This is a genomic window from Microcella sp., from assembly GCF_051860105.1.
Taxonomy (GTDB): Bacteria; Actinomycetota; Actinomycetes; order Actinomycetales; family Microbacteriaceae; genus Microcella.
Genome location: NZ_JBHYEO010000008.1, coordinates 42,875 through 67,651, shown reverse-complemented (window position 1 = coordinate 67,651; position 24,777 = coordinate 42,875). Strand labels below are relative to the sequence as shown.

The 24,777-nt window shown below is 72.5% G+C and carries 26 protein-coding genes and 1 riboswitch; of the genes, 14 read left to right on the top strand and 12 right to left on the bottom strand.

Features of this window, described 5'->3' with window-relative positions:
* Positions 1 to 31 precede the first annotated feature (31 nt).
* The gene (locus ACTIE9_RS06500; RefSeq protein WP_439564762.1) at positions 32 to 1,051 is read left to right on the top strand and encodes an aldo/keto reductase; all 1,020 of its coding nucleotides are present in this window, start codon (positions 32 to 34) and stop codon (positions 1,049 to 1,051) included.
* Positions 1,052 to 1,067: 16 nt separating this feature from the next.
* Positions 1,068 to 1,931, top strand: coding sequence for a DUF3097 family protein (locus ACTIE9_RS06495; RefSeq protein ID WP_439564761.1), 864 nt, complete (start codon positions 1,068 to 1,070; stop codon positions 1,929 to 1,931).
* A 137-nt stretch (positions 1,932 to 2,068) separates the two neighbouring features.
* Here the strand turns inward: ACTIE9_RS06495 and cspE are convergent, their stop codons facing one another.
* Positions 2,069 to 2,272 carry a transcription antiterminator/RNA stability regulator CspE gene (gene cspE / locus ACTIE9_RS06490; RefSeq protein ID WP_055860048.1) on the bottom strand — a complete coding sequence of 68 codons (204 nt, stop codon included), beginning with the start codon at positions 2,270 to 2,272 and terminating at the stop codon, positions 2,069 to 2,071.
* Between the two features lie 257 nt (positions 2,273 to 2,529).
* Between cspE and ACTIE9_RS06485 the strand changes: the two genes are divergently transcribed.
* The 5 genes from ACTIE9_RS06485 to ACTIE9_RS06465 all read left to right on the top strand — a co-directional run bounded on the left by ACTIE9_RS06485 (position 2,530) and on the right by ACTIE9_RS06465 (position 7,315).
* Positions 2,530 to 3,099: a hypothetical protein gene (locus tag ACTIE9_RS06485; RefSeq protein ID WP_439564760.1), complete on the top strand. Its 570-nt coding sequence runs from the start codon at positions 2,530 to 2,532 to the stop codon at positions 3,097 to 3,099.
* Positions 3,100 to 3,108: 9 nt separating this feature from the next.
* Positions 3,109 to 3,606, top strand: a complete 498-nt coding sequence (locus ACTIE9_RS06480; protein ID WP_439564759.1) for a DUF427 domain-containing protein — start codon at positions 3,109 to 3,111, stop codon at positions 3,604 to 3,606.
* Positions 3,607 to 3,666: 60 nt separating this feature from the next.
* A complete protein-coding gene (locus tag ACTIE9_RS06475) occupies positions 3,667 to 4,749 on the top strand; it encodes a VIT1/CCC1 transporter family protein (protein WP_439564758.1) in 1,083 nt (360 codons plus the stop codon).
* A gap of 246 nt (positions 4,750 to 4,995) precedes the next feature.
* Positions 4,996 to 5,715, top strand: a complete 720-nt coding sequence (locus ACTIE9_RS06470) for a M23 family metallopeptidase (RefSeq protein ID WP_439564757.1) — start codon at positions 4,996 to 4,998, stop codon at positions 5,713 to 5,715.
* A gap of 133 nt (positions 5,716 to 5,848) precedes the next feature.
* Complete coding sequence (locus ACTIE9_RS06465; protein ID WP_439564756.1) at positions 5,849 to 7,315, top strand: hypothetical protein; 1,467 nt, start codon at positions 5,849 to 5,851, stop codon at positions 7,313 to 7,315.
* 13 nt (positions 7,316 to 7,328) lie between these two features.
* Here ACTIE9_RS06465 and ACTIE9_RS06460 read toward each other — a convergent pair whose 3' ends face one another.
* The 4 genes from ACTIE9_RS06460 to ACTIE9_RS06445 form a co-directional block, all read right to left on the bottom strand.
* On the bottom strand, positions 7,329 to 8,390 hold the full coding sequence (locus tag ACTIE9_RS06460) for an ABC transporter ATP-binding protein (protein WP_439564755.1): 1,062 nt from the start codon (positions 8,388 to 8,390) through the stop codon (positions 7,329 to 7,331).
* Positions 8,387 to 9,295, bottom strand: coding sequence for an ABC transporter permease (locus ACTIE9_RS06455; RefSeq protein ID WP_439564754.1), 909 nt, complete (start codon positions 9,293 to 9,295; stop codon positions 8,387 to 8,389). The genes ACTIE9_RS06460 and ACTIE9_RS06455 overlap by 4 nt, the downstream gene beginning before the upstream one ends.
* Before the next feature lie 7 nt (positions 9,296 to 9,302).
* A complete protein-coding gene (locus ACTIE9_RS06450; protein WP_439564753.1) occupies positions 9,303 to 10,127 on the bottom strand; it encodes an ABC transporter permease in 825 nt (274 codons plus the stop codon).
* Between the two features lie 68 nt (positions 10,128 to 10,195).
* Complete coding sequence (locus ACTIE9_RS06445; RefSeq protein ID WP_439564752.1) at positions 10,196 to 11,437, bottom strand: ABC transporter substrate-binding protein; 1,242 nt, start codon at positions 11,435 to 11,437, stop codon at positions 10,196 to 10,198.
* 95 nt (positions 11,438 to 11,532) lie between these two features.
* Here ACTIE9_RS06445 and ACTIE9_RS06440 point away from each other — a divergent pair, with 95 nt between their 5' ends.
* Both ACTIE9_RS06440 and ACTIE9_RS06435 read left to right on the top strand, forming a co-directional pair.
* The gene (locus tag ACTIE9_RS06440; RefSeq protein WP_439564751.1) at positions 11,533 to 12,270 is read left to right on the top strand and encodes a TVP38/TMEM64 family protein; all 738 of its coding nucleotides are present in this window, start codon (positions 11,533 to 11,535) and stop codon (positions 12,268 to 12,270) included.
* The gene (locus tag ACTIE9_RS06435) at positions 12,270 to 12,902 is read left to right on the top strand and encodes a CDP-alcohol phosphatidyltransferase family protein (RefSeq protein ID WP_439564750.1); all 633 of its coding nucleotides are present in this window, start codon (positions 12,270 to 12,272) and stop codon (positions 12,900 to 12,902) included. The genes ACTIE9_RS06440 and ACTIE9_RS06435 overlap by 1 nt, the downstream gene beginning before the upstream one ends.
* Before the next feature lie 21 nt (positions 12,903 to 12,923).
* On the opposite strand, the gene ACTIE9_RS06430 is transcribed toward ACTIE9_RS06435, so the two are convergent.
* Complete coding sequence (locus tag ACTIE9_RS06430; protein ID WP_439564749.1) at positions 12,924 to 14,399, bottom strand: dihydrolipoyl dehydrogenase family protein; 1,476 nt, start codon at positions 14,397 to 14,399, stop codon at positions 12,924 to 12,926.
* A gap of 80 nt (positions 14,400 to 14,479) precedes the next feature.
* Here ACTIE9_RS06430 and ACTIE9_RS06425 point away from each other — a divergent pair, with 80 nt between their 5' ends.
* Entirely contained in the window at positions 14,480 to 15,034 is a 555-nt protein-coding gene (locus ACTIE9_RS06425) for a GNAT family N-acetyltransferase (protein WP_439564748.1), read from the top strand.
* Positions 15,031 to 15,894 (top strand): glycosyltransferase, encoded by an 864-nt coding sequence (locus tag ACTIE9_RS06420; RefSeq protein ID WP_439564747.1) that lies wholly within the window; start codon positions 15,031 to 15,033, stop codon positions 15,892 to 15,894. The genes ACTIE9_RS06425 and ACTIE9_RS06420 overlap by 4 nt, the downstream gene beginning before the upstream one ends.
* A gap of 15 nt (positions 15,895 to 15,909) precedes the next feature.
* Here the strand turns inward: ACTIE9_RS06420 and ACTIE9_RS06415 are convergent, their stop codons facing one another.
* The 3 genes from ACTIE9_RS06415 to ACTIE9_RS06405 are packed head-to-tail and all read right to left on the bottom strand — an operon-like array spanning position 15,910 to position 18,976.
* Positions 15,910 to 16,563 carry a LuxR C-terminal-related transcriptional regulator gene (locus tag ACTIE9_RS06415; RefSeq protein ID WP_439564746.1) on the bottom strand — a complete coding sequence of 218 codons (654 nt, stop codon included), beginning with the start codon at positions 16,561 to 16,563 and terminating at the stop codon, positions 15,910 to 15,912.
* The gene (locus ACTIE9_RS06410) at positions 16,560 to 18,125 is read right to left on the bottom strand and encodes a GAF domain-containing protein (RefSeq protein ID WP_439564745.1); all 1,566 of its coding nucleotides are present in this window, start codon (positions 18,123 to 18,125) and stop codon (positions 16,560 to 16,562) included. Before ACTIE9_RS06410 ends, ACTIE9_RS06415 begins: the two co-directional genes overlap by 4 nt.
* Complete coding sequence (locus ACTIE9_RS06405) at positions 18,122 to 18,976, bottom strand: TerC family protein (RefSeq protein WP_439564744.1); 855 nt, start codon at positions 18,974 to 18,976, stop codon at positions 18,122 to 18,124. Before ACTIE9_RS06405 ends, ACTIE9_RS06410 begins: the two co-directional genes overlap by 4 nt.
* A 31-nt stretch (positions 18,977 to 19,007) precedes the next feature.
* A riboswitch (TPP riboswitch) is annotated at positions 19,008 to 19,118 on the top strand.
* A gap of 59 nt (positions 19,119 to 19,177) precedes the next feature.
* Between ACTIE9_RS06405 and ACTIE9_RS06400 the strand changes: the two genes are divergently transcribed.
* Genes ACTIE9_RS06400 through ACTIE9_RS06390 form a run of 3 tightly spaced genes read left to right on the top strand, consistent with a single transcriptional unit; the run spans position 19,178 to position 22,687 of the window.
* Positions 19,178 to 19,837 carry an ECF transporter S component gene (locus tag ACTIE9_RS06400; RefSeq protein ID WP_439564743.1) on the top strand — a complete coding sequence of 220 codons (660 nt, stop codon included), beginning with the start codon at positions 19,178 to 19,180 and terminating at the stop codon, positions 19,835 to 19,837.
* Between the two features lie 8 nt (positions 19,838 to 19,845).
* Positions 19,846 to 22,158 (top strand): ATP-binding cassette domain-containing protein, encoded by a 2,313-nt coding sequence (locus ACTIE9_RS06395; RefSeq protein WP_439564742.1) that lies wholly within the window; start codon positions 19,846 to 19,848, stop codon positions 22,156 to 22,158.
* Entirely contained in the window at positions 22,145 to 22,687 is a 543-nt protein-coding gene (locus tag ACTIE9_RS06390) for an ATP-binding protein (protein WP_439564741.1), read from the top strand. The genes ACTIE9_RS06395 and ACTIE9_RS06390 overlap by 14 nt, the downstream gene beginning before the upstream one ends.
* Here the strand turns inward: ACTIE9_RS06390 and ACTIE9_RS06385 are convergent.
* The 3 genes from ACTIE9_RS06385 to ACTIE9_RS06375 form a co-directional block, all read right to left on the bottom strand.
* Positions 22,665 to 23,882, bottom strand: a complete 1,218-nt coding sequence (locus ACTIE9_RS06385) for a hypothetical protein (protein WP_439564740.1) — start codon at positions 23,880 to 23,882, stop codon at positions 22,665 to 22,667. The two genes, ACTIE9_RS06390 and ACTIE9_RS06385, sit on opposite strands and share 23 nt — an antisense overlap.
* The gene (locus ACTIE9_RS06380; RefSeq protein ID WP_439564808.1) at positions 23,879 to 24,163 is read right to left on the bottom strand and encodes a metallopeptidase family protein; all 285 of its coding nucleotides are present in this window, start codon (positions 24,161 to 24,163) and stop codon (positions 23,879 to 23,881) included. Before ACTIE9_RS06380 ends, ACTIE9_RS06385 begins: the two co-directional genes overlap by 4 nt.
* Before the next feature lie 89 nt (positions 24,164 to 24,252).
* Entirely contained in the window at positions 24,253 to 24,777 is a 525-nt protein-coding gene (locus ACTIE9_RS06375; protein ID WP_439564739.1) for a DUF2017 family protein, read from the bottom strand.

The window sequence follows — 24,777 nt, the reverse complement described above, 5'->3', positions numbered from 1 at the left end:
ACCGGGCTCGCTTTCGGTTAGCATGACGCCCATGACCCTGCGAACCCTCGGATGCTCGGGCACGATCGTCAGCGATTACGCCCTCGGAACCATGACCTTCGGCGCCGAAGCGGACGAATCCACGAGCCACGCCATGCTCGACGCCTTCGCCGAGGCCGGCGGCACCCTCATCGACGGCGCCGACGTCTACAGCGGTGGCCGCAGCGAAGAGATCATCGGGCGCTGGCTCGCCGCCAACCCCGACCAGGCCGAGCGCATGGTCATCGCGACGAAGGGCCGGTTCCCCATGGGCTCCGACGCCAACGACCACGGCACCTCGCGCCGCCACCTGCGCCGCGCCCTCGAGGCCTCGCTGCGGCGCCTGGGGGTCGACCATATCGACCTCTACCAGCTGCACGCGTGGGATCCGATCACGCCGCTCGACGAGACCCTGAGCTTTCTCGACGACGCCATCCGCTCGGGGCTCGTCTCGTACTGGGGCATGTCGAACTTCACGGGCTGGCAGCTGACGAAGGCCGTGCACCGCGCCGCCGCGCGCGGGATGGATGCTCCCGTCACGCTGCAGCCGCAGTACAGCCTGCTCGCGCGCGAGATCGAGTTCGAGCTCGTGCCCGCGGCGCTCGATGCCGGCATCGGCCTGCTGCCCTGGGGGCCGCTCGCGGGCGGATGGTTGACGGGCAAGTACCGTCGGGATGCCGCGCCGACCGGCGCGACGCGGCTGGGCGAGGACCCGAACCGTGGCATGGAGGCCTACGACCGCCGCTCGGCCGACGAGCGCACCTGGCTCGTGCTCGACGCCCTGCACGCGATCGCCGCCGACCACGGCGTGCCGCCGTCGCGCGTCGCGCTCGCCTGGCTGCAGACCCGACCGGGCATGACCTCGGTCATCCTCGGCGCCCGCACCGTCGCGCAGTTGCGCGACAACCTCGCCGCCGCCGAGCTCGCGCTCACGGCCGAGCAGCTCGAGCGCCTCGACGCCGCGAGCGCGCCCCGCACCCCCGACTACCCCTACGGCGAGCTCGGCGTGGAGCAGCGGGCGCGCCGCCTCTGACCGGTAGCGTCGCCGGGTGAGCTTCGATCCCTACGGCGATGACGTGCTCTCCGGCGACTGGCGTGCGGCGGGGCGCACGGTGCTGGCCGATGTGCACGCTGTCATCGACCTCGTCGTCGAGCTGCCGGAGGGGGCGGGAGCCGACAACGCCGCGGGTTTCGTGGGCGCCGTCGTGCGGGTGGATGCGGGCAATGTGCACCTCGAAGACCGTCACGGCCGCGTGCGGGTCTTCCCGCTCGGTGCCGGGTTTCTCGTCGAGGGCGCGCCCGTGCGGCTCATCGCGCCGACCGCGCCGGTCGCCCCGGCGGGGCGCGCGCGCACGGCTAGCGGCTCGTTCGCCGTCGCGGACGCCCGGGCCCGCGTCGCCCGAGCGAGCCGCATCTGGGTGGAGGGGCGTCACGACGCCGAACTCGTCGAGCAGGTCTGGGGCGACGATCTGCGGCTGGAGGGTGTCGTGGTCGAGCAGCTCGAGGGCGTCGACCACCTCGCCGAGATGCTCGTCGACTTCTCTCCGTCGCCCGGTCGCCGGGTGGGGGTGCTCGTCGACCACTGGGTGCCCGGATCGAAGGAGGTGCGGCTCGTCGAGCAGGCGATCGAGCGGGTGGATGCTCGCCACGTGCTCGCGATCGGGCATCCGTTCATCGACATCTGGCAGGCGGTGCGCCCGGCGGTCGTCGGCATCGAGGCCTGGCCCGACGTTCCGCGCGGGCAGGACTGGAAGACCGGCACGTGCCGCGCGCTGGGGTGGCCGCACGAGACCGCGGCGGATCGGGCAGCCGCCTGGCGGCGCATCCGCGGCAGCGTGCGCGGCTACGCCGACCTCGACCCGGCGCTGCTGGGCCGGGTGGAGCAGTTGATCGACTTCGTCACCGTCGAGTAGCGCGCGGCGCCCGAGGAGCGTGGGCGCCCCATGAGCACGGGACACGACGAAAGCCGCCCCACATCGTCGGGGGGCGGCTGTCGTGCTTGTTTCGTGAGCCGGATCAGCGTGAGCCGGCTCGAGGAAACGAGGGAGGACTAGAGCGGGCGGATGTTCTCGGCCTGCAGACCCTTGGGGCCCTGCGCGACGTCGAATTCGACCTTCTGGTTCTCGTCGAGCGAGCGGTACCCGTTCGACTGGATGGCGGAGAAGTGCGCGAACACGTCGGCGCTTCCGTCATCGGGGGTGATGAAACCGAAACCCTTTTCGGCGTTGAACCACTTAACAGTGCCTGTCGTCATTGCTGACTCCTTGTTACTCACGGAGTTTCGACTGTCGAAACCACCAGTCGAACCACTCGTGAATCCTGCTCTATACGAGAGCACGTACTGCTTGCACCGCACGTTCGGACCGCCGAGGCGTATCAACTTCGGTTCTGACAGTAGTGCACCGGGGGCCGAACGACCCCATCCTTCACCGAGTTGTTACACGAGCTCTGCACAGCCGGTACCGAACGAGGAGCCTTAATCTGAGCATCCCGACTCACCAGGAGACATGCATGAGCTTCTTCGACCGCCTGTTCGGCGCCCCGACCCCTGAGCCCGCTCCCCGCACCGCGGGGGTGCGCAGCGACGATGAGCGCGCCGTCGAGCGTTACCGCTACCTGCTGCAGACCGCTCCGCCCGAGACCATCGAGCAGGTGCACGCCGAAGCCTTCGCGAAGCTCACCCCCGAGCAGCGCACGCTCGTGTTCGACGAGCTCGCGCGCACGGCCCCCGCGGGCGAGGCGCCCGCTGACGACCAGCCCGCGACGCTCGCCCGCGCCGCGACCCGCTCAGAGCTGCGCCAGCCGGGCACCATGGAGCGATCGCTCGCCGGCCCCTCGTTCGGGCAGATGGTCGGCGCATCGCTGCTCGGCACCGTCGCCGGCTACGTCATCGGCTCGGCGCTCGCGAGCGCCTTCCTGCCGCCGATCGATGCCGGGGCGACCGACGCGGGCGGTGCCGATGCGGGCGGTGACGCCGGCGGAGCTGACGCAGGTGCTGACGCCGGGGGCTTCGACGGCGCGGCCGATGCGGGAGGCTTCGACGGCGGCGGCTTCGGCGACTTCGGCGACTTCGGGTTCTAGGCCGCGATCATGGCGAGACCGAAGCGCATCGAGCCCGGGCCGGGCCAGGAGTCGGTCTGGGATTATCCGCGCCCGCCGAGGGTCGAACCCGTGCACGCCCGCGTGACCATCGAGCTGGGCGGCAGACTCATCGCTGAGTCGACCCGGGCGATGCGGGTGCTCGAGACGAGTCATCCCCCCGCCTACTACGTGCCGCCGGACGACTTCGTCGACGGCGCCCTGCGGCCCGCCGCGGGCTCGTCGTTCTGCGAGTTCAAGGGGCACGCGGCCTACTACGACATCGTCGGCGGCGACGCGGTCGCCGCGGGGGCGGGCTGGTACTACCCGAACCCGAGCCGCGGATTCGAGCCGATCGCCGGCTACGTCTCGGTCTACCCGGGCCGCATGGATCGCTGCACGGTCGACGGGGAGACGGTGACGCCTCAGGAGGGCGGCTTCTACGGCGGGTGGATCACGGCGAACATCGTCGGCCCCTTCAAGGGCGGCACGAGAACCTGGGGCTGGTAGCTCCGCGCCCTTTCGGGGTACCGAACTGCGCGCTCCGCGCGCCGCTGGCATCATGAGCGCGTGACCGACAGTCCCGCCCCGACTCCCGCTGAGATCCGCCGCTGGCGGCGCTACCTCGCCGATGAGCGGGCGGAGGCCGCCGTCTACCGCGACCTCGCCGCTCGGCGCGCGGGTGAGGAGCGCGCCATCCTGCTCGCGCTCGCCGAGGCCGAGTCGCGGCACGAGGCGCACTGGGTCGACCTGCTCGGGCTGCACGCCGATCGCGTGCCGGCCGTCTCGGTGCGCACGCGCTTCCTCGGCTTCTTCGCCCGTCGCTTCGGCAGCGTCTTCGTGCTCGCCCTCGCGCAGCGGGCCGAGAGCCGTTCGCCGTATGCGGCGGATGCTCACGCGACGCCCGCGATGGCCGCCGACGAGCGCATCCACGGCGAGGTCGTGCGCGGGCTCGCGGCGCGCGGGCGCCAGCGCCTCTCGGGCACCTTCCGGGCGGCGGTGTTCGGCGCCAACGACGGCCTCGTCAGCAACCTCGCTCTCGTGATGGGCATCGGCGCGGCGGGGCTCGGGCCCGGGGCCGTGCTGCTGACCGGGCTCGCCGGGCTGCTCGCGGGCGCGCTGTCGATGGGCGCGGGCGAATACGTGTCGGTGCGCTCGCAGCGCGAGCTGCTCGACGCGTCGACGCCCGACCCGGAGGCGCACACCGCGCTGCCGCACCTCGACGTCGACGCCAACGAGCTCGCGCTCGTCTACCGCGCCCGCGGCATGGACGAGGTCGAGGCGATCGAGCACGCGCGGCGCATCCTCGCCGATTACGATCCCGTCGCCGCGGCGGCGCGCGCCGCCGAGGCCGAGGCCGAGCAGCACGAGGCCATCGGCTCGGCATGGGGCGCCGCGCTGTCGAGCTTCGCCTTCTTCGCCTCGGGCGCGATCATCCCCGTCATCCCCTACCTGCTGGGTCTCGAGGGTCTCACCGCCATCGTCATCTCCGCGGTGCTCGTGGGCATGGCCCTGCTCGTGACGGGCGCGATCGTGGGCGTGCTCTCGGGCGCCTCGCCGGTGAAGCGGGCGCTCCGTCAGCTCGCGATCGGGTACGGCGCCGCGGCGGCCACCTACCTCCTGGGGCTCGCCTTCGGCACCACGATCGCCTGATCGTTCGGACGCGAACAGGGTTTTCACAGGTTCGTCGGTCAGGCTGGGGTGTTGGCTGCGTTGCCGACAGGGGCGAGTGCCGCCGGTGAGAACGATTCCGCCGGAACGGGTGCTGCGACCTCCTGATCTTGTGCCGAGTGCTCACTCCGAGCGCCGCGAGATCGAACTGCGCAATGACGTGCACTCACCGTGTCCACGGCCTGCCGGCCGCCACCAGGAAGTGTCTTTCTCCTCATGCTCCATCTCGTGCATCCCGCTTTGTCCCGCGCCGCGGCGCTGAACCCCCACCGATTGCGGCAGCAGGCGCTCGTCGCGGCCGCGGCGCTCGTCGCCGGCGGTCTGCTGCTCAGCAGCTCGGTCAGCGCGACGCTCGCCGCCGCCTCCGAGAGCGCCGAGCGCGCGCCGAGCGCGCAGATCTTCATCGCCGCGCCCGAGGGTGCTGAGGTGCCCGATGCCGCGCTCGCCGCGGCATCGGCGCTGCCCGCCGACGAGGCCGCGGTGACGACCCCGCCCGTGCGCGAGGAGTTCACGATCGACCAGCGTCCGCCGCTCGTCTACCCGGTGGGCGCGGGTGCTCCTGTCGGCAGCGGGTTCGGCCCGCGGGCCGCCGCGTGCGACGCCTGCTCGACACTGCACTACGGCGTCGACTGGAACCCCGGCTACGGCACCCCGGTCGTCTCGATCGCCGACGGCGTCGTCAGCCTCATCGGCGACCCCGCCAACTCGCTCGGCGTGCACCTCGAGATCGAGCACGTCGTCAACGGCCAGGCCATCACGAGCGTCTACGCGCACCTGCAGGCCGGCTCCATCCCCTTCCGCGTCGGCGACCGCGTGCGCGTCGGCGATCAGGTGGGGCTCGTCGGCACGACCGGCGTCACCACGGCTCCGCACCTGCACTTCGAGCTGCGGGTCGGCGGCACCGCGATCAACCCGGTGCCGTGGATGGCGGCCAACGGCGCCCAGTAGTCGGCTGCTCCGCCGACCCGGGCTGAGCATCCCATCGGAATGACGCTCGGTTCCGAATACCTCGTGCTTAGACTGACGCACGACGGCTTCCGTGGGGAATCGTCGTCTGCCGACCCTCACGAGGAGAACACCGATGTCGCTGGCCACCACCCTTCGAGAGTTCGAGCTGCAGACCCGGCCGATCCATCCGGACACGCGGCGAGCGCTCGACAAGCGCTGGGCCGAGCTGCCGGAGCACGCGAAGACGCCCGAGCAGCTGCTCGGAAAGTGCGCGGTGGGCTGCGAGGGCACCCACGGGGTCTTCCCCAAGTGCAACCTGACGTGCTCGCCCTGCTACCACTCGGCCGATGCCAACAAGGTGCGTATCGACGGCGACCACACGGTCACCGAGGTCACCAAGCAGATGGGGTTGCTGCGGCAGATTCGCGGGCCCCGCGCGCACGCTCAGCTCATCGGCGGTGAAGTCAGCCTGCTGCCGGCCAAAGCACACCGCGACACGCTGCTCGCGATGCGCGCGGTCGGCCGCGAGCCCATGTCGATGACGCACGGCGACTTCGACTACGACTACCTGCTCGATGTCGTGCTCAATGACGACGGCACGCCCGCCTTCGAGAAAGTCTCGTTCGCGGCGCACTTCGACTCGCTCATGCGGGGGCGCCGCGGGGCCGTGCGGCCCAAGAGCGAGGCCGAGCTCAACCCCTTCCGCGAGCAGTTCGCCCAGATGTTCCTCGACCTCAAGAAGCAGCACAAGGTCGACTCGTACCTCGCACACAACATGACGGTGACCCCGACCAACCTCGACGAGGTCGAGCAGGTCACGCGCGACGTGCTCGAAATGACGTACGACATGATGTCGTTCCAGCCCGCCGCGTTCATCGGCGACGACCGTCGGTGGAAGGAGAACTTCCAAGAGGTCACGATCGACGCGGTGTGGGAGCGCATCGAGGCCGGTGTCGGCCAGAAGCTGCCGCACAAGGCCGTGCAGTTCGGCGACCCGCGCTGCAACCGCCACACGGTCGGTGTCATGGTCGAGGGCCGGTTCGCCTCGGTGCTCGACGCGGACGAGCCGAAGGACATCGCCGCGCGCGACCGCTTCCTGAAGCACTACGGCGGCATGATCTTCGGCGACATCCCGCGCTGGGCGCTCACGATCAAGATCATCCGGGCGGTCGTCACCCACCCGCAAGACCTGCCCGCGATGGTCGGGCTCGTGAACCGCATCCTGAAGCGCGGCGGCGGCCTGCGCGCCGTGATCCGCGCAGCGCGTCGGGGGAAGGTCAGCTTCAAGACCTTCGTCGTGCACAACTTCATGGATGCCGAGCAGGTCAAGCCCGCCTGGCAGCTCATGCAGCAAGGCGTCGTGGCCGATGACCCGCTCATCAAGGAGACGCAAGAGCGCCTCGGCTCGTGCATGTACGCCATGGCGCACCCCGAGACCGGCGAGATCGTGCCCGCGTGCGTGCAGCACTCGGTGCTCGACCCGATCGAGAACATCGGCCTGCGCACGCTGCTGCCGCTCGAGCCGAAGGGCGAGCGCCGCACCGGCATCACGAACGGCCGCGCGGCCGAGCTCGTCGACGAGGGCGCGTCGCGCTGGTAGCCGGTGGGTCGCGCTACGCGATCGGCACGACGGTGCACGCCGAGCGCGGTATGTGCGCGGTCGCGCGCTGACCGACGACGATCGGGCGGCTCGCGGGCACCTCGGCCTCGATGAGCGTCTCGTCGCAGGCCAGGGTCAGTTCGGCGCGCGGCCCTCTCGCCCGACGATCGGCGACGACGACCTCGACGGCCGCCATGCCCTCGGGCACGGCGACCGCGAGGGTCGACACGTGCACGGCCTCGTGGCGCACGACGAGCACGCCGGGCCCCTCTGCCCAGGTCTCCCCCTCCGCCGCTGCGATGGCACCTAGTGCCGAGTGGTGCACACCATCTCGCACCTCGCCGGCCAGCTCGATGCGCCCGCCCATGAGGCGTGCGACCTCGAGCGAGACGGGTCGCGTGTAGAGCCGCTCGACGGTGTCGTGCTGCAGCAGCCTCCCGAGGCTGAGCAGCGCGACGCGGTCGGCGACCACGGCCGCCTCATCGCGATCGTGCGTGACCATGACGATCGTCGGGTTCAGCTGGCGCCGGATCTGGGCGAGCAGGCCGTGCATGTCGGTGCGCAGCTCGGGGTCGAGGGCGCTGAACGGCTCGTCGAGTAGCAGAACGCGCGGGCGGGCCGCGAGGGCGCGGGCGAGGGCGACGCGCTGCTCCTGCCCGCCCGAGAGCGCCGTGACGGGCCGCTCGCCGAACCCCTCAAGCTGCACGAGCTCGAGGAACTGCCGGGCATCGGCCCGCGCCTCGCGCTTGGGCTGCCCCGCCACGGTCGCGGCGAAAGCGACGTTGTCGAGCACGCTCAGGTGCGGGAAGAGCAGGGGCCGCTGGAAGACCATGGCCATGCCGCGCCGCTCGGGCGCGACACCGGCGACGTCGGCGCCGTCGACGAGGATGCGGCCAGAGGTGGGCGCGTCGAGGCCCGCGATCGCCCGCAGCACGGTGCTCTTGCCCGAGCCCGAGGGGCCCAGGATGGCGAGGCACTCGCCGGCGTCGACGCCGAGCGACACACCATCGAGCGCGGGTGCCGGGGCGCCGGGGAAGATCGTCGTCAGCGCGTCGAGGGCGAGGCTGGCGCTCATGGGGCACCTTTCGGGGAGCGACTGGCCGTGGGGCCGGTGAGGTAGCGGGCGGTGGGGTAGCGGCGGCCGAAGCGGCCGAGACCGAGCAGCAGCACGAGCGGCGGCACGATGGCGCTGAGCGACAGCACCGCGACGACGGCGTCGTTGCCGACTCCGGCCGCGAACGACGCGACGAGCAAGGGCAGCGTGATGATCGTGCCGCCGCCGACGAGCACGGTGACGACGTAGTCGCTCCAGCCCACGAGGAAGGCGAGGAAGGCGGCCCGTGCGAGCCCGGGCGCGACGAGGGGCAGGTGCACGCGCCACAGCACGTGCGCGCGCGAGGCGCCGAGTGTGCGCGCCTCCTCCTCGTAGGCGAGGTCGTGCGCGGCGTAGGCGACCCGCATCGTGTAGACGGTGTAGGGCAGGGCGGCGGCGACGAGCAGGATCACGACGCCGATGAGCCCGGGCACGCGCGCCCGCAGCAGCACGATCGTGAGCCCCATGACGGCGACGAAGGCGGGCAGGGCGAGAGGGGCGAGCAGGATGCCGCTCACGAGCCGCGGTGCCGGCACCGCCCCGCGGGCCAGCGCCCGGGCGGCCATCGCGCCGAGCGGCGTGGCGACGGCCGCGACGACGAGGCCCAGCAGCAGGGATCGGCCGAAGGCGGGCACCGCCCCTGCCGTCACGGCCGAGGCCAGGCCGTCGAGCCCCCACTCGGTCGGCAACGCTGCGGGTGCCGACCAGCGGTTGGCGACCGACCAGAGCAGCAGGGGCACGAGCGGCAGGGCGAACCAGACGGCGAGCAGGCTCGCGACGACGATGCGCAGGGTGCGGCCCGCGGGCCGCGGGCGCATGAGCGGGCGCGCGGAGACGGTGCGGTCGTCGGGAGTGACGCGCTCGCCGTAGGGGATCATCATGGCCATCGGCGCGTCACCTCCACAGCGGCGTGCGCCGCAGCAGGGCCATGCCGGCGGCGACGACGACGAGCGAGACGGCCGTGGTGATGACGGCTACGGCGGCGGCTTCGGGCCGTGAGGTGAGCGAGATGGCGTCGAAGAGCCGGAAGGCGAGCACCGGCAGCGGCTCGGGGTACGGCCGACCGAGCAGCCAGGCCACTTCGTACGAGCCGAAGGTGTAGACGAAGATGATGATGGCGCTCACGATGACGGCGGGCGTCGCGAGCGGGATGACGACGTGGCGCAGTCGGCGAGCGCGAGAGGCGCCGAGCAGCGCGGCGGTCTCGTCGTAGCGGGCGACGCGTGAGGCGAGCACGCCGGCGACGACGAGGGCGACGAACGCCGACTCCTTCCAGGTGTACTCGAGCACGACGGCGACCCACCAGGTTCCGCCGACGAGGTCGGGCCAGTCGGTGCCGTCGATGCCGAGCATCCGGGGCAGCACGCCGGCGTCGGAGATGAGCAGGCCGACCGCGGCCGCGCCGATGAGGTGCGGCACGGGGATGGTGAGGGCGCTCAGTGCGGCGACGAGCCGTCCGGTGACGCGGCCCTGGGTGATGACGACGGCGGCGGTGAGCCCGATGACGCACGAGAGCACGGTGGATGCGGTGGCGATGCCCAGCGAGAGCCCCAGGCCCGTCAGCAGCTCCTCGCCATTGGCGAGGTAGGCGTCGAGGCTGACGCGCGGCTCGCCGACGAGGGGCAGCAGCCCCACGCTCTGCACGATCGACATGCCGATGCCGCCGACCACCACGAACGCGGCGATGGCGACGGCGGGGGCGACGAGCGCGACCGACACCCAGCGCCGGGATCCCGCGGTGCGGGACCCCGGCGCGAGAGTGTCGATCGCGACGATGGTGGTCAGCCCTACTGCGCGAGCACGAGCTGGCGCCAGCCCTCGTCGATCGGGGTGACCCACGCGGCCGCGAGCTCGGGGTTGGCGTTCTCGCTCAGCACGTCGTAGGGCGGCACGACGGGCGACTCGGGTAGCGACTCGAACATCGCGCGCTGCTCGTCGCTCACCCGGTCGAGGTCGAGCACGGAGAACTGGCCCCAGACGTCGGGCTGCGCCTTGGCCGCCTGCTGCTCGGGCGAGAGGGCGAGGTTGGCCACGACCATGGCACCCGCCTTGCTGCCCGAGGTCGAGGCGAGCCCCAGGAAGCTCGCGTTGCCGACCGTGCCCTCGTCGAGCGTCAGCACCTTCGTGCCGGCCGGGTAGGTGCCGTCGGCGACGAGCTGCGTGAGCGTCGCCGGGCCGTAGGTCATCGTGAAGTCGACCTCGCCGTCGGCGAAGAGCTGGTTGAGCTCGTTCGAGTCTTGCGGGTAGGTCTCGCCGCCGCGCCACAGGCTCGGCTCGAGGTCTTGCAGCTCGGCGTAGAGGGCGGGAGTGAGGGCGTCGAAGTCGTCCTGGCTGAAGGCGAGCGGCACGTTCTCGTAGCCGCCGCTGACGCTGTAGAGCACCTCGCGCACGAACACCGATCCGGTGAAGTCCGGCGGCGCGGGGTAGGTGAAGCGGCCGGGGTTCGCGCGCGCCCAGTCGAGCAGCTCCTCGAGCGAGGTCGGCACATCGGTGACGGTATCGCTGTTGTAGACGAAGGTGAACTGCGCCTTGTGCCACGGCGCTTCGCAACCGTCGACGGGTGTACCGAAGTCGTCGAGCAGCAGCGGGTCGGCGGGGTCGGTGAGCGCCATGTTCGGCAGCAGATCCGTCCAGCCGCACTCCCACGCGCCGGCCTCCTTGCCGGTGCCGAAGTTGTTGCCGTTGACCCAGACCAGGTCGACCTCGCCGTCGGTCTCGCCCGCCTGCACCTCGCTGAGGATGCGGTTGAGGGCATCCGGCGTGTCGGCGATCGGCACCTGCTCGAGCGTCACGCCGAGCTCGGCGGCAGCGGGAACGAGCACGTCGTTGACGTAGGCGTTGCCCTGCTCGTCACCGCCGTACATCCAGAGCTTGACGGTCTGGCCCTCCGCGGCCGCGACGACCTCATCCCAGCTGGCGTACTGCTGGTCATCAGCGGCGGGGGCCGAGCAGGCCGCGAGAGGGATCACGAGCCCGAGGGCGATCGTGGCGGCGACAGCGGCGCGGCGCGCGGGGTGCTGTGGTGACATCGGTTCTCCTAGGGTGCGGGGCAGGGGTGTTCCGGGGCGGTCACGATCGTCTCGGGTGGTCGTCACGAATCGGCTGACTCTTAGACTTACCCACCATGACCGATGCGACCGACTCCGACAGGGGGGCATTGACGCCCTTCGCAGGTCGATCGTCGATCGTCGCCCGAGCGATCGCTCTCGGCCTATTCGTCGCCGTCGCCGTCGCGGTTGGGGTGCTCGTGCCGCTGCCGGCCCTCGACGATGTGCGCAGCACCGTCGCCGACCTGGGCTGGGCGGGCGGTCTCGTGTTCGCGCTGCTGTACGCCGCCATCACCCTCACGCCCGCACCGAAGAACGTGCTCTCGGTCGCGGCGGGCCTCGTCTTCGGGTTCGGGCTCGCTCTCGCGCTCGTCTACCTCGGAGCCCTGCTCGGCGCGGCGGTGGCGTTCGCCCTCGGGCGGTGGCTCGGCCGTGACGCGGTCGAGCGCTACACGGGCGCGCGCGTGGCCCGGCTCGACGAGCTCGTGCGCCGGCGCGGGCTTGCGGCGGTCATCGGCGTGCGGCTGATCCCGGTCATCCCGTTCACCGCCATCAACTACGGTGCCGGCCTCACCGCGGTGCGCCGCCGCGACTACGCGCTCGGCACCGCGCTCGGCATCATCCCCGGCACGGTCGCCTACGTCGCCCTGGGGGCGTTCGGGCTCGAGCTCAGCTGGCCGGCGTGGGTCGCGATCGGCGTGCTGGGCCTGCTCACCCTGGGGGGAGCCATCGGGGCAGAGCGCGGGCGCCGAATACGCCGCAGTGCCGCGGCCGCTGCCGCGTCGACCCCGCGACCGCCCGCTCAGGAGGACTGATGCTCGATCGCCCGATGCGGGCCCTGATCGCCCGCCCCGTGGATGCTCTCGCGCGCGCTCTCGACCGCCCCGGCATCACCCCCGACGGGCTGACGCTCGCCGGTCTCGCGATCGGGCTCGGCTCGGCGGTCGCGGCCGGCCTGCAGGCGTGGGCGATCGCGCTCGTGCTCTGGCTGCTCTCGCGCGTGATCGACGGGCTCGACGGTGCGCTCGCCCGTCGTCGACGGGCCGCGCTCCCCGCCGATGCGCCGCGCAGCGAGGCCGGGGGCTTTCTCGACATCACCGCCGACTTCGTCGTCTACGGCGCGACCGTGGTCGGCGTCGCGGTCGGGGCGACCGCCGGGTTCGACGCACCCTGGTGGCCGTTCCTCGCCGTGCTGCTCGCGTACTACATCAACGGCGCCGCGTTCCTGGCGTTCTCGTCGATCGCCGAGCGCACCGGGCGGCAGGTCGACGATGGTCGATCGCTGTCGTTCCTCGGCCGCATCGCCGAGGGCACCGAGACGATCGTCGTGCACGCGCTGTGGCTCATACTGCCGTTCTGGGCGGCGCCGATCGCGATCGGCTGGGCGGCCCTCGTCGGCGTGAGCGCCGTGCAGCGCATGGTCGCCGGCTACCGGGCCCTCCGCTGAGCACGCCCCGCCTCGAGGGTTCTAGCGCGTGGTGAACCGGCGCCAGCGGGCGAGCATCCTGATGGCACCGGCGACCGCTCCGCGCTCCAGGCGCACCCGCACGTCGGCGATCGCCGCGTTCCAGAGCGCGTCGCTGTAGGTCGGATACGGATGCGTCGTGCTCGCGATCGCGCTCGTCGAGATGCCCTGCCGCACCGCGAGCGCCGCTTCGCCGATCGACTCGCCGGCACGCGGCCCCACGATCACCGCGCCGTGCACGCGCCCCTTCGCGTCGACGACGAGGCGCGTGAATCCGGCCATCTCGCCCTCCGCGATCGCGCGGTCGGTGTGGGCGTGCTGCACCTCGCGCACGACGCAGCCCGCGGCGGCGGCATCAGCGGGCGACATTCCGACGGCGGCGACCTCGGGGTGCGTGAAGGTCACGCGCGGCACGGCATCAGCATCCACCGCCCGCCGCAGGCCGAGCACGGCGTTCGTCGCCACGAGGCTGCCGTTGACCCCCGCGATGTGGGTGAACTGGGGCAGTCCGCTCACGTCGCCCGCTGACCAGATGCGGCGGTTGCTCGTGCGCAGGGCGCTGTCGACGGCGACGTAGCCGCGCTCGTCGAGGCGCACCCCCGCCGCCTCGAGACCGAGGCCGGCGATGCGCGGCGTGCGACCGAGGGCGACGAGCAGGCGGTCGAAGGGCACCGCGGTGCCGTCGGAGAGGTGCAGGATGCCCGCCCGCCCGTCGGCGCCCGCCTCGACCCGCTCGACCGTCGTCGACACCCGCACATCGATGCCGTCGCGCTGCATGGCGGCGACCACGAGAGCCGAGGCGTCGGGATCCTCCTTGGGCAGCACACGCGCGTTGCGCTGCACGAGCGTCACGCGAGTGCCCAGGCGGGCGAAGGCCTGGCTGAGCTCTGAGCCGATCGCGCCCGCGCCGAGCACGGCCAGCCGTTCGGGCTGCTCGGTCAGATCCCACACGTCGTCGCTCGTCAGCACGGCGACCCCCTCGATGCCCGGAAGCTCGGGCACGTCGGGGGCCGAGCCGGTCGCGATGATCGCCTGACGGAACCGCACGGTGATGGCGTCGCCGCCGTCGGCGGGCATGACCTCGGCGGTGCGCGGCCCGGTGAACCGAGCGCGGCCCATCACGACGCGGGCGCCCGTCGCCTCGACGGTCTCGGCCGAGTCGGCGGGCTCGATCTCGTGGATCGCCGCGTGCACGTGGCGCATGACGGCGGCGAAGTCGATGCGCACCCCGTCGACGTGCACACCGTAGCGCTCGCCGTCACGGGCGCGCGCGGCCGTGTCAGCCGCGGCGATGAGCGATTTCGACGGCACGCATCCCGTCCACAGGCAGTCGCCGCCCATCCGATGCACTTCGACGAGCAGCGTGCTCGCGCCGAACCGTGCGGCGGTCTTCGCCGCGACGAGTCCGGCGGTGCCGGCCCCGATCACGAGCAGCTCGACATCGGTGTCTCGGGCAGCGGGCAGGGAAGCGTCGGTCATGGGGCGACCCTAGCGGCGCACGCACCTTGTTACCCTGATGCGAGCCGGTTCGGCCCACCCCGCAGAACAGGATCCTCGTCGTGACCCACCCCCCTGCCGCGCCCGCACTGCCCGATGGGCTCACCCTGCGGCCCCTCACCGCCGCGGACGCCCCCGCTCTCGCCGTGCTCAACGACGCCGCGGCTCCCGCCGTGCCCGTCACGGCACCCGACGACCTCGCCCGGCTCATCGACCTCGCCGGTCTTGCCCTCGGGCTCGAGCGCGCAGGCCGCCTCGTCGGCTTCGTCATCGCGATGCAGCCCGGGGCCGCCTACGAGAGCGAGAACTACGTGTTCTTCGAAGGGCGGGGCATCGACCACCTGTACGTCGACCGCATCGTGATCGACGCCGCCGAACGCGGCACGGGGCTTGGGGCCGTGCTCTACGCCGCCGTCTTCGCCGCCGCTCGGCAGCAGGGTCGGCACGAGGTCACGTGCGAGGTCAACCTCGACCCACCCAACCCGGGCAGTCTCGCCTTCCACGAGCGGCTCGGCTTCCGCTTGGTCGGAACGCAGGCCACGAAGGGTGGGGCGGTGACGGTGTCGTTGCTCGCGGCGCCCGTCGGCGCCGGGCCCGCTGCGGAGCCGGTCGCGTGAACGCTCGCGTCGCAGCCCCGCTGCCCACCGTGTCGATCGTGGTGCCCGCCTACAACGAGGAGGCGAGCATCCTCGCCTGCGTCGAGGCCGCCCTGGCGCAGACGGTGCCCGCCCACGAGATCATCGTCGTCGACAACCGCTCGACCGATCGCACGGCCGCGATCGTCGCCGAGGTGCAGGCGGCGAATCCGGATGCTCCGCTCACCCTCCTGCGCCAGTTCGACGAGCAGGGGCTCGTGCCGACCCGCAATCTCGGCCTCGACGCGGCGACCGGTGAGGTCATCGGGCGCATCGACGCCGACTCGGTGCTCGAGCCGAACTGGGTCGAAGAGGTGCAGAAGGCGTTCGCCGACCCGGGCGTCGCCGCGGCCACCGGCCCCGTGCTCTACTACGACATGCCGCTGCGGCGCTTCGGCCTGCGCGCCGACGACACGCTGCGGCGCGCGATGCTGCGGCTCGCCCGCGAGTACCACTTCGTCTTCGGCAGCAACATGGCCCTGCGGGCCACCGCCTGGCAGGCGATCCGCGACGAGGTCTGCCGCGATGAAGACGACCTCTTCCACGAGGACATCGACATCTCGGTGCACCTCTACGACGCGGGGCTGAAGGCGGTCTACGTGCCCACGATGGTCACGGGGATGTCGGCCCGACGGGTGGAGGACAGCCCGCGCGACTACGTCTCGTACGTCGGGCGCTTCGACCGCACCTACACGCACCACAACGTGCGCAATCGGGCGCTGCGCGCGCCGGCCTGGGTGTTCCTCGCGGTGTACCCGATCGCGAAGGGCCTGCGCTGGGGCCACCAGGAGCTCACGGCGCGACTCGCGGCCGGTTCACCGGACGAGGCGCACCGCTCCTGAGGCGCTCGCCTCGGGTCAGCGGCGGGGAGGGTTCTTCGGCATCCACTCGGCGGCGAGCACAGCCGCCTGGGTGCGCCGCTGCATGCCGAGCTTCGACAGGATGCCGCTGACGTAGTTCTTGACGGTCTTCTCGGCGAGGAAGAGCCGGGCGCCGATCTCGCGGTTCGAGAGGCCCTCGGCGATGAGGGCGAGGATCTCGCCCTCGCGCGGCGTCAGGCCGTCGAGGGGGGAAGCGGGAGCCGACTGGGTGACGCGCGCCAGCACACCCTCGGCGAGCGCGGGATCGAGCAGCGTCTCGCCCGCCGACACGCGGCGGATCGCGTCGACGAGGCCCGTCGCCCGCACCTCTTTCAGCAGGTAGCCGTTGGCGCCCGCGAGCACCGCGGCGAGCACGGCCTCGTCGTCGTCGTACGAGGTCAGGATGAGGCATCCGATGTCGGGGCGCGCCGACTTGACGTCGCGGCAGACGTCGATGCCGCTGCCGTCGGGCAGTCGGCCGTCGAGCACGGCGACCGTCGCGCCCGAGTCGAGGATGGCGCTGGCCGCGCCCGCCGCGACCCCGGCCTCGCCCACGACCGTCACGCCGTCCTCCTGCTCGAGCAGGTCGGCGATGCCGCGACGCACGATCTCGTGATCGTCGAGCAGGAACACGCGCACAGGAGAGGTCATCGTGACTCCCAGGGTACGCTCCAGCGCACGGCCGTGCCATGCGGCTGCACAGCCTCGATCGTGAAGTCGCCACCGCGCTCGCGGGCGCGGGCGGCGAGATTGGCCAGCCCGCTCCGCCGATCGGTCTCGGGCATGCCCACGCCGTCATCGCGCACGAGCACCACCACTTGCGCGCCGCGCACGGCGACGCTCGCCTCGACGAGGGTCGCGCTCGCGTGCCGCACGACGTTCGAGATCGCCTCGCGCATGACCGCGCAGACCTCGTCGCCCAGCCCGAGGTCGACGAGGGTGTCGACCGGTCCGCTGAACTCCAGCCGCGAGTCGAGCGACTCGCCGTCGAGCGTCTCGCGAACGAGGGTGTTGATGCGCGCGCGCAAGCTGTACGTGCCCGCGCTCGGCGGCGCCGAGAGGCGGTAGATCGCCTGCCGGATCTGCCGGATGGTCGAGTCGATCGCGTCGACCTGGGTGGCGATGCGCGCGCCGGTGGGGGTCGACGGGTCGCCGACCACGCTCTGCAGCGACAGCCCGACCGCGAACAGGCTCTGGATGACGTGGTCGTGCAGGTCGCGCGCGATGCGGTCGCGCTCGTCGGTCAGGGCGACCCACTGCTCGTCGATGCGGGCGCGCGCGAGCTCTCGAGCGATCGCGACCGAGCGGGCGAATCGCGCGACGGTCTCGCGGTCGGCGTCCGTGAACGGATGCCCGTGCGGGCCGCGGGCGATACCCAGCCCGGCCACGGCACGTTCTCCGGTTCCGCCCTCGAGCGGCACCACGAGAACGGGGCCGAGCTGCCCGGGGTCGGCGAGTTGCGCGAGGGCGAGCGCGGCACCCGCGGCACCGTCGTCGCCGGCCGCGTCGACCACCACGACGTACGGTGCGCCGGTCAGCTCGCGCACGCTCGTCGTGATGGCCTCGAGGTCGTCGGGCTCGACCTCGCCCGACAGCAGCCGCTGGGTGAGGCGCTCGGAGGCAGCGAGCCAGCGCCGGTCATCCTGCGACTGCTCGTAGAGCCGCGAGTTCGCGATCGCCGTTCCCGCCATCGCGGCGAGCGCGGCGATGATCGCCTCGTCGATGTCGTCGAACGGGCCTTCGCGGTGCTCGGTGAGGTAGAGATTGCCGAACACGGTGCCCTCGACGTGGATGGGCACGCCGAGGAACGAGTCCATGGGCGGGTGGTGGGGCGGGAATCCGACCGACCGCGGGTCGTGCGAGAGGTGCTCCATGCGGATGCTGCGGCCCTCGGTGATGACGGCGCCGAGGATTCCCCGCCCGCTCGGCGGGGCCCCGAGCTGCCGCACCTGCTCGTCGGTGAAGCCCGAGTGCAGGAACCGCTCGAGTCCGCCGTCGGGAGCGAGCACGCCGAGCGCGCCGTAGCGGGCACCGACGAGCTCTCGGGCGACACCGACGATGCGCTGCAGCCGCGTGGTGAGCTCGAGGCTCTCGGTCACCGCTTGCGCGGCCGAGACGAGCAGCCCCACGCGCCGGTAGCCCTCATCGAGACCCTCGGCGCGCTGCATGATGCGCTCGACGAGCGCGTCGAGGGTTTCGGAGCCGAGGGTCATGGCGCGCCGTCGGGGTGGTTCTGCTCGTCGACGGTACGGCGGCGGGCCCCGCCCAGGGGCACGGGGGTCACGTCGTCGGGGGCTTCGTCCTTCACGAGGAAGGGTCGCAGCTCGACCGGCTCGATGCTCTCGTTGCGACGCTTCGCCTGGCGCCCGCGATAGACGAGGTTGAGCACCTCGACGATGATCGCGAAGGCGATGGGGCCGTAGATGAGCGCCTTGTCGATCTTGACGTCGAAGCCCTCGGCGATGAGCGTCGTGCCGATCAGCACGAGGAAGGCGAGGGCGAGCATCTTGACCGTGGGGTGGCGGTTGACGAAGTCGCTGATCGCTTTCGCGGTGAACAGCATGAGCGTGATCGCGATGACGACAGCGGCGATCATGATCCACAGCTCGTCGACCATGCCGACCGCGGTGATGACCGAGTCGAGCGAGAAGACGATGTCGATGAGCAGGATCTGCACGATGATGCCCGCGAAGGTCACGCTCTTGCCCGACACCTGCTGGTGGCCTTCCGCGCCCTCGAGCTTCTCGTGGATCTCGACGACGGCCTTGTAGACCAGGAAGAGCCCACCGAGGATCAGGATGAGGTCGCGCCCCGAGAAGCCCATGCCGAAGAGCTCGAACAGATCGTTCGTGAGGCTGATGATCCAGCTCGCCGCGAACAGCAGCAGGATGCGCATGATCATCGCGAGCGAGAGGCCCAGGACACGCGCCTTGTTCTGCTGCTCGGGGGGCAGTTTCGCCGCGAGGATCGAGATGAAGATGACGTTGTCGATGCCGAGGATGATCTCGAGCACGAGCAACGTGGCGAAAGCGACGAGCAGCTCGGGGGAGAAGGCGAGTTCCATGCCGCGATCCTAGGCGAACTGGCGTACACTCTCGCCTGTACACGGGAGTCCGGTGAACCGGGCTGAGAGGAAGCGCACTCACGCTTCGACCGTCGAACCTGATCCGGATCATGCCGGCGCAGGGAGGACTTCTCGCACCCGTGCCAACCCGATCTGCGGGCGCGCCTGGTTCGCTCCCGCACAGAGCGAAAGGCACGACTCATGGTCACGACCGCACCATCCAGCTCCACCCGCCCCCGCGCCACCCTGCGGTGGCGCGTCGTCGACATCGTCGTCGCGAGCGTGCTCGGCGTCGCCGGCGGCCTCGTCATGACGCTGTGGAACCTCGTCTACTCGCCCGTCACCGCGCCGCTCGAGGTGGCGCTGCCGGGCCTGCAGGCGCTCATGTACGCCGTCTGGCTCTTCCCGGCGGTGCTCGTCGGCCTCGTCGTGCGCAAGCCCGGCGCGGCTCTCTACGGCGAGCTCGTCGCCGCCGCCGTGTCAGCGCTGCTGGGCGGCATGTGGGGCTGGACGGCCCTCGCCTGGGGCCTCGTGCAGGGGCTCGGGGCCGAGATCGTCTTCGCCATCCTGCTGTACCGCGCGTGGGGGCTCCTGCCCGCCATCCTCGCGGGAATGGGCGCGGGGGTCGGTCTCGTGGTCATGGACCTCACGTTCTACTACGCCGGCACCCGGCCCGAGTTCATGGTGGTCTACGCCGTGAGCGCGATCGTCTCCGGCGCAGTGATCGCCGGGCTCGGCAGCTGGCTGCTCGTGCGCGGTCTCGCCCGCACGGGCGCCCTGGCGCGGTTCGCCGCGGGTCGCGAGGCAGCGGCACCCGTTCCGGCCGCTCCGGTCACGAGCGCGGCCGTCGAGGACGCATGATCGGAGGCGTGACCACCGCGACCGCGGCGGCACTCGGCGCGCACGGCTGGAGCTGGACCCCGGCCGGGCGCGCCGCCCCCGTGCTCATCGATCTGGACCTGACCATCCAGCCCGGCGAGCGCGTGCTGCTGCTCGGCGCCTCGGGCAGCGGCAAGTCGACGCTGCTGCAGGCGTGGGCGGGTGTGCTCGGCGGGGCCGACGAGGGCGACCAGCAGGGTGCGCTCACCGTCGACGGTCGCGACGTCGAGGCCGTGCGCGGTCGCGTCGCCCTACTGCTGCAGGATCCGGATGCCCAGCTCGTGCTCGCCCGCGCCGCCGCCGACGTCGCCTTCGGCCCCGAGAACCTCGGCCATGCGGCCCCGCAGATTCTCGACGGCGTGCCGCGCGCGCTCGAGGCCGTCGGCCTCGCGGCGCTCGCCGAGGCCGACAGCCGCCGGCTCTCGGGCGGGCAGCAGCAGCGGCTCGCGCTCGCAGGGGTTCTCGCCATGCGCCCCGCCGCGCTGCTGCTCGACGAGCCCACCGCCCAGCTCGACCCGGACGGCGTGCGCGAGGTCGCGGCCGCCGTCGCCGCGCTCGTCGCCGACCGCGGGCTCACCCTCGTCGTCGTCGAGCACCGCGTCGACGTGTGGGCGCCGCTCGTCGACCGGGTCGTCGTGCTCGATGCCGGGCGGGTCGTGGCCGACGGGCCCGTCGCCGACGTGCTGCGCGCGCAGGGGGAGCGGCTTGCGGAGCGCGGCGTGTGGGTTCCCGGGCGCGGCCCTGAGCATCCGGCCGCCTCGATCGCGGCAGCGGGCGCCGAGCTGCTGCGCGCCACGGGCCTCGCCGTGCAGCCCGCCGGGGGCGCCGTGATCGGGCTCGACGGCGGGCTCGACCTCAGCGTGCGCGCGGGCGATGTCGTCGCCCTCACCGGCCCCAACGGCGCGGGCAAGAGCACGCTGCTGCTGACGCTCGCGGGCCTGCTGCCGCCCGCAGGGGGAACGATCGAGGCGCTCGATTCGGGCGACCCCGCACACTGGAGCTCGAGCGAGCTCGTCGGGCGGTTCGGGGTCGTCTTCCAGAACCCCGAGCACCAGTTCGTCGCCGCGACCGTGCGCGACGAGCTCGCCGTCGGCGCCGTCGACGTGGCGCGGGTCGACGCGCTGCTCGACCGGCTGCGATTGCGACATCTCGCCGCGGTGAGCCCGTTCGCGCTCAGCGGCGGAGAGCAGCGGCGGCTGTCGGTCGCGACGGCGCTCGCCGCCGCGCCCGCCGTGCTGCTGCTCGACGAGCCGAGCTTCGGGCAGGACGCCCGCACCTGGGCCGAGCTCGCGGCGCTGCTCGCCGCGCACCGCGACGCCGGGGGAGCCGTCGTCATGGCGACGCACGACCGCGAGCTCATCGCGGCGCTCGGGGCGCGCGAGGTCGCACTCCCGGCCGTGTCCGTTCCCTCCGGTGAATCGCTGCCGGATCAGCGTGTCGTCGGCGACACGCCGGGCAGAGCGCCCACAGACCGGGGCAGGCGGACAGCGTCGAGCGAGGCGAGCCCCGCTGAGGGGAGCGTCGCCGGCTCGGGTGCGGTGGGTCGCGCGCCGCTCGGCGAGCGGCTCAACCCCGTCGCCGCCATCGCGGCCTCGCTCGTGCCGGCCCTGCTGCTCGTCACGACGCTCGACGTCGTCTCCGCCGCGGTCGCGCTCGGGGCGCAGCTGCTGCTCATCCCTCTGCTGGGCATCCCGTTCCGCACCCTGCTGCGCCGCACGGCACCCGTGCTGATCGCGGCTCCGCTCGCGGCCGCGACCGTCGTGCTGTACGGCCGCGCCTCGGGCACCGTCTACGCCGAGTTCCTGCTCGTGCGCATCAGCGACGGCTCGCTCGAGCTCGCCCTCGCCACGCTGCTGCGCATCCTCGCCATCGGTATTCCGGCGATCGCCCTGTTCGCCCGGCCCGATGCGACGCGGCTGGGGGATGCCCTCGGCCAGAACCTGCGCTTGCCCAGTCGCTTCGTGCTCGGGGGCGTCGCCGCGCTGCGCCTGCTGACCGTGCTGCGCGACGACGCGCGCCTCCTCGAGCGGGCGCGGCGCGCGCGCGGCATCGGCGATCGCGGCCGGGTGCGGCGCGCCCTCGGCCTGGTGTTCGCCCTGCTCGTGCTGTCGATCCGCCGCGGGTCGGCGCTCGCGATCGGCATGGAGGTGCGCGGCGTCGGCGCCCCCGGCCCGCGCACGTGGGTGCGGCCGTCGCCGTGGCGAGCATCCGACACCGTCGTCGTCATCATCGGCATCGCCATCTCGATCGTCGCGGTCGCCGCCGCGGTGCTCACCGGGGAGTTCACGAGTGTCCTCCCCTGAGCGCGGGGTCGGCAGCCCGCCGGGGCGCCCCCGCATCACACTCATCGACGGCCGTTCCGGCTCGGGCAAGACGACTTATGCGACGGCGCTCGCGGCGCGCACGGGTGCTCAGCTGCTGAGCCTCGACGACGTGTATCCGGGCTGGGACGGACTCGAGGCGGGCGAGGCCCACGTGCTCGAGCACGTGCTGCGCGCGCTCGCCGAGGGCCGCCCTCCCCGCTGGCGGTCGTGGAACTGGGTCGACGACGAGCCGGGCTCCTGGCACGCGCTCGACCCGCATCGCGACCTGATCATCGAGGGATGCGGGGCCATCAGCCCCGCCGCCCGTGCGCTCGCGCACCACGCCGTCTGGGTCGACCTCGCCGATGATGCCGAACGGCGCCGTCGCGCGATCGCGCGCGACGGCGAGGTGTTCGCCCGCAACTGGCAACGATGGGCGCGGCAGGAGGAGCAGCACGCCGCCCTGCACGACCCCCGGGGCGTCGCCGACGAGGTCGTCGACGGGCTCAGCGCGTCCAGCGCTCGATGACCGTGAGCGGGTCGGCGAACCGCCAGGCGATGCCCGGTTCGGTGATGGCCGACGTCGACTCGAGGCGCACGATCTGGTCGACGCCGTTCGCCGTGACGACGATGCTGCCCGCGTCGGCGCCTCGCACGATCGTCGATCGCGCCGCCGCCTCGAGGCGCACGCCGAGACCGTCGAGCGCGGTCGAGGTCACCGACACGCTCTCGGTCGCCACGAGCTCGGTCGACTGGCCCCAGGGGGTTCGGGCGATCGCGACGACCTGCCCGGCGGCGACGATCTCGACGGGGCGTACGGCCGTGCTCAGCGCGGCGATGATCGACTCCGCGGCGGCCTCGGCCGCCGGGTAGCCGGGCTGCCCGAGCATCGCGACGACGATGGTCTCGTCGCCCACCGGCACCGCCAGCAGCACGCACACGCCCGCCGCGTCGGTGTACGAGCGCACGAGCCCGATCGTGCCGAGCTCGGTGACGAACGCCGCCTCGTCGCTCACGCGGGCACCCGCGGAGGTCACGGCCGGGCGGGTCGTGAGCAGCTCGGCGAGCACCGGATTCTCGAGCGCGAGCCGACCGAGTCGGGCGAGGTCGACCGCCGTCGAGCGCGAGGCCGCGTCGAGCCCCGTGCCGTCGACGACCCTCGTGCTCGTCAGCCCCTGCTCGTCGAGCCAGGCCCGCGCGGCCGCGAGGTACCCGTCGAGGTCGCCGAACACCGTGTCGATCAGCAGCTCGGCCGTGTTGTTGCCCGAGCCGATGAGGGTGGCCGCGATGAGGTCGCGGCGCGTCCAGGTCTGCCCGAACTCCACGTCGACCGTGCGCGCCCCGGCGGCATCGAGCTCGCGGAACCGGGCGACGGCGGCCTGATCGATCGTGATGGCCGGCCCCGGCCCGCCGACCTGCAGCGGCTCGGCGGCGAGCACCACACTGACCAGCACGAGCTTGGCGGCGCCCGCGATCGGCCGAGGCTCAGCGCTGCCGGCGGTGACGACCGATCCGCTCGAGGCGTTCACGGCGGTCGACCCCGTGGCGCCCAGGGCCAGCTCGTCGCCCCACGCCGCGTCGACATCGGCGGCGCTGAGCGTCTGCTCGACGTGCCACGGCGGCACGGGGCTCAGCAGCGCGGCGGCGCCGTACACGACACCGACGACCACCGCGAGCGCGAGCATCCCGCTCACGATGCCGCGCACGCGCCGCCCGGCGCTCACGCCCACCCCAGTCGGTGCAGCTCGTCGTCGTCGATTCCGTAGAAGTGGGCGATCTCGTGCACGAGAGTCACATGAATCTCGTCGCGCAGCGTCTCGAGATCGCCTTCGGCGATGGCGAGCAGGGGCTCGCGGTAGAGGATGATGCGGTCGGGAAGCTCGCCGAAGCCGTACTGACCCCGGTCGGTGATCGCGGTGCCCTCATACAGGCCGAGCAGCTCGAGCGAGCCGTCCTCCGGGCGGTCTTCCACGACGAAGACGAGGTTGTCGAGCCCGTCGACCATCTCATCGGGTAGCCGGTCGAGCTCGTCGATCACGATCGCCTCGAAGGCCTCGGCGTCGAGATCGAGGGCGGGGGATGCGCTGTCGTCGGTCACGGTGCGCCTCCGCCGGCGGGCTCCGCCTCCGGTTCGCGCGCCTCGAGCACCTGCACGAGGCCGTCTTGCATCCAGGCGAGCCAGTCGTAGACGTCGCGCAGCCCGGGCTCGCCGAACGTGCCCTCGTCGCCGTCGACGATGATGCCCATGCGGTCGGCGATGACGAGGCGCAGGTCGCCGATGCCGCGCACCCAGTCGAGGGCGGCCTCCATCGTCAGGGGAACGGTGCGAGCCGCACCCTCATGCGCGATGGGGGCGAGGGCCGTCGAGAGGGTGCGGGCGAAGCCGATCTTGCGGTCGACGAGGCCGCGGCGGCTGAGCCGGCGCCACTCGTCGGCGAGCTCGGGCTCGTGGCGGTAGGCGTCGGGCAGCACGCGGCGCACGGCCGAGTCATCGTCGACGGGCGATTCGAGTGCGTCGGCGAGCAGCGCCTGCAACTGGTCGGCGAGCGAGACGAGGATGCGTGCCTCCTCCGGCTCGACGAGCACGAGGCCGACCAGCGCCGGGTCATCGGTCGGCAC

What these genes read in the sequence shown, in the direction of transcription:
- ACTIE9_RS06500 (WP_439564762.1), top strand. Translation starts at nt 32, where the DNA reads ATGACCCTGCGAACCCTCGGATGCTCGGGCACGATCGTCAGCGATTAC.
- cspE (WP_055860048.1), bottom strand. Translation starts at nt 2,272, where the DNA reads ATGACGACAGGCACTGTTAAGTGGTTCAACGCCGAAAAGGGTTTCGGT.
- ACTIE9_RS06485 (WP_439564760.1), top strand. Translation starts at nt 2,530, where the DNA reads ATGAGCTTCTTCGACCGCCTGTTCGGCGCCCCGACCCCTGAGCCCGCT.
- ACTIE9_RS06480 (WP_439564759.1), top strand. Translation starts at nt 3,109, where the DNA reads ATGGCGAGACCGAAGCGCATCGAGCCCGGGCCGGGCCAGGAGTCGGTC.
- ACTIE9_RS06465 (WP_439564756.1), top strand. Translation starts at nt 5,849, where the DNA reads ATGTCGCTGGCCACCACCCTTCGAGAGTTCGAGCTGCAGACCCGGCCG.
- ACTIE9_RS06460 (WP_439564755.1), bottom strand. Translation starts at nt 8,390, where the DNA reads ATGAGCGCCAGCCTCGCCCTCGACGCGCTGACGACGATCTTCCCCGGC.
- ACTIE9_RS06455 (WP_439564754.1), bottom strand. Translation starts at nt 9,295, where the DNA reads ATGGCCATGATGATCCCCTACGGCGAGCGCGTCACTCCCGACGACCGC.
- ACTIE9_RS06445 (WP_439564752.1), bottom strand. Translation starts at nt 11,437, where the DNA reads ATGTCACCACAGCACCCCGCGCGCCGCGCCGCTGTCGCCGCCACGATC.
- ACTIE9_RS06440 (WP_439564751.1), top strand. Translation starts at nt 11,533, where the DNA reads ATGACCGATGCGACCGACTCCGACAGGGGGGCATTGACGCCCTTCGCA.
- ACTIE9_RS06435 (WP_439564750.1), top strand. Translation starts at nt 12,270, where the DNA reads ATGCTCGATCGCCCGATGCGGGCCCTGATCGCCCGCCCCGTGGATGCT.
- ACTIE9_RS06430 (WP_439564749.1), bottom strand. Translation starts at nt 14,399, where the DNA reads ATGACCGACGCTTCCCTGCCCGCTGCCCGAGACACCGATGTCGAGCTG.
- ACTIE9_RS06415 (WP_439564746.1), bottom strand. Translation starts at nt 16,563, where the DNA reads ATGACCTCTCCTGTGCGCGTGTTCCTGCTCGACGATCACGAGATCGTG.
- ACTIE9_RS06410 (WP_439564745.1), bottom strand. Translation starts at nt 18,125, where the DNA reads ATGACCCTCGGCTCCGAAACCCTCGACGCGCTCGTCGAGCGCATCATG.
- ACTIE9_RS06405 (WP_439564744.1), bottom strand. Translation starts at nt 18,976, where the DNA reads ATGGAACTCGCCTTCTCCCCCGAGCTGCTCGTCGCTTTCGCCACGTTG.
- ACTIE9_RS06400 (WP_439564743.1), top strand. Translation starts at nt 19,178, where the DNA reads ATGGTCACGACCGCACCATCCAGCTCCACCCGCCCCCGCGCCACCCTG.
- ACTIE9_RS06380 (WP_439564808.1), bottom strand. Translation starts at nt 24,163, where the DNA reads ATGGTCGACGGGCTCGACAACCTCGTCTTCGTCGTGGAAGACCGCCCG.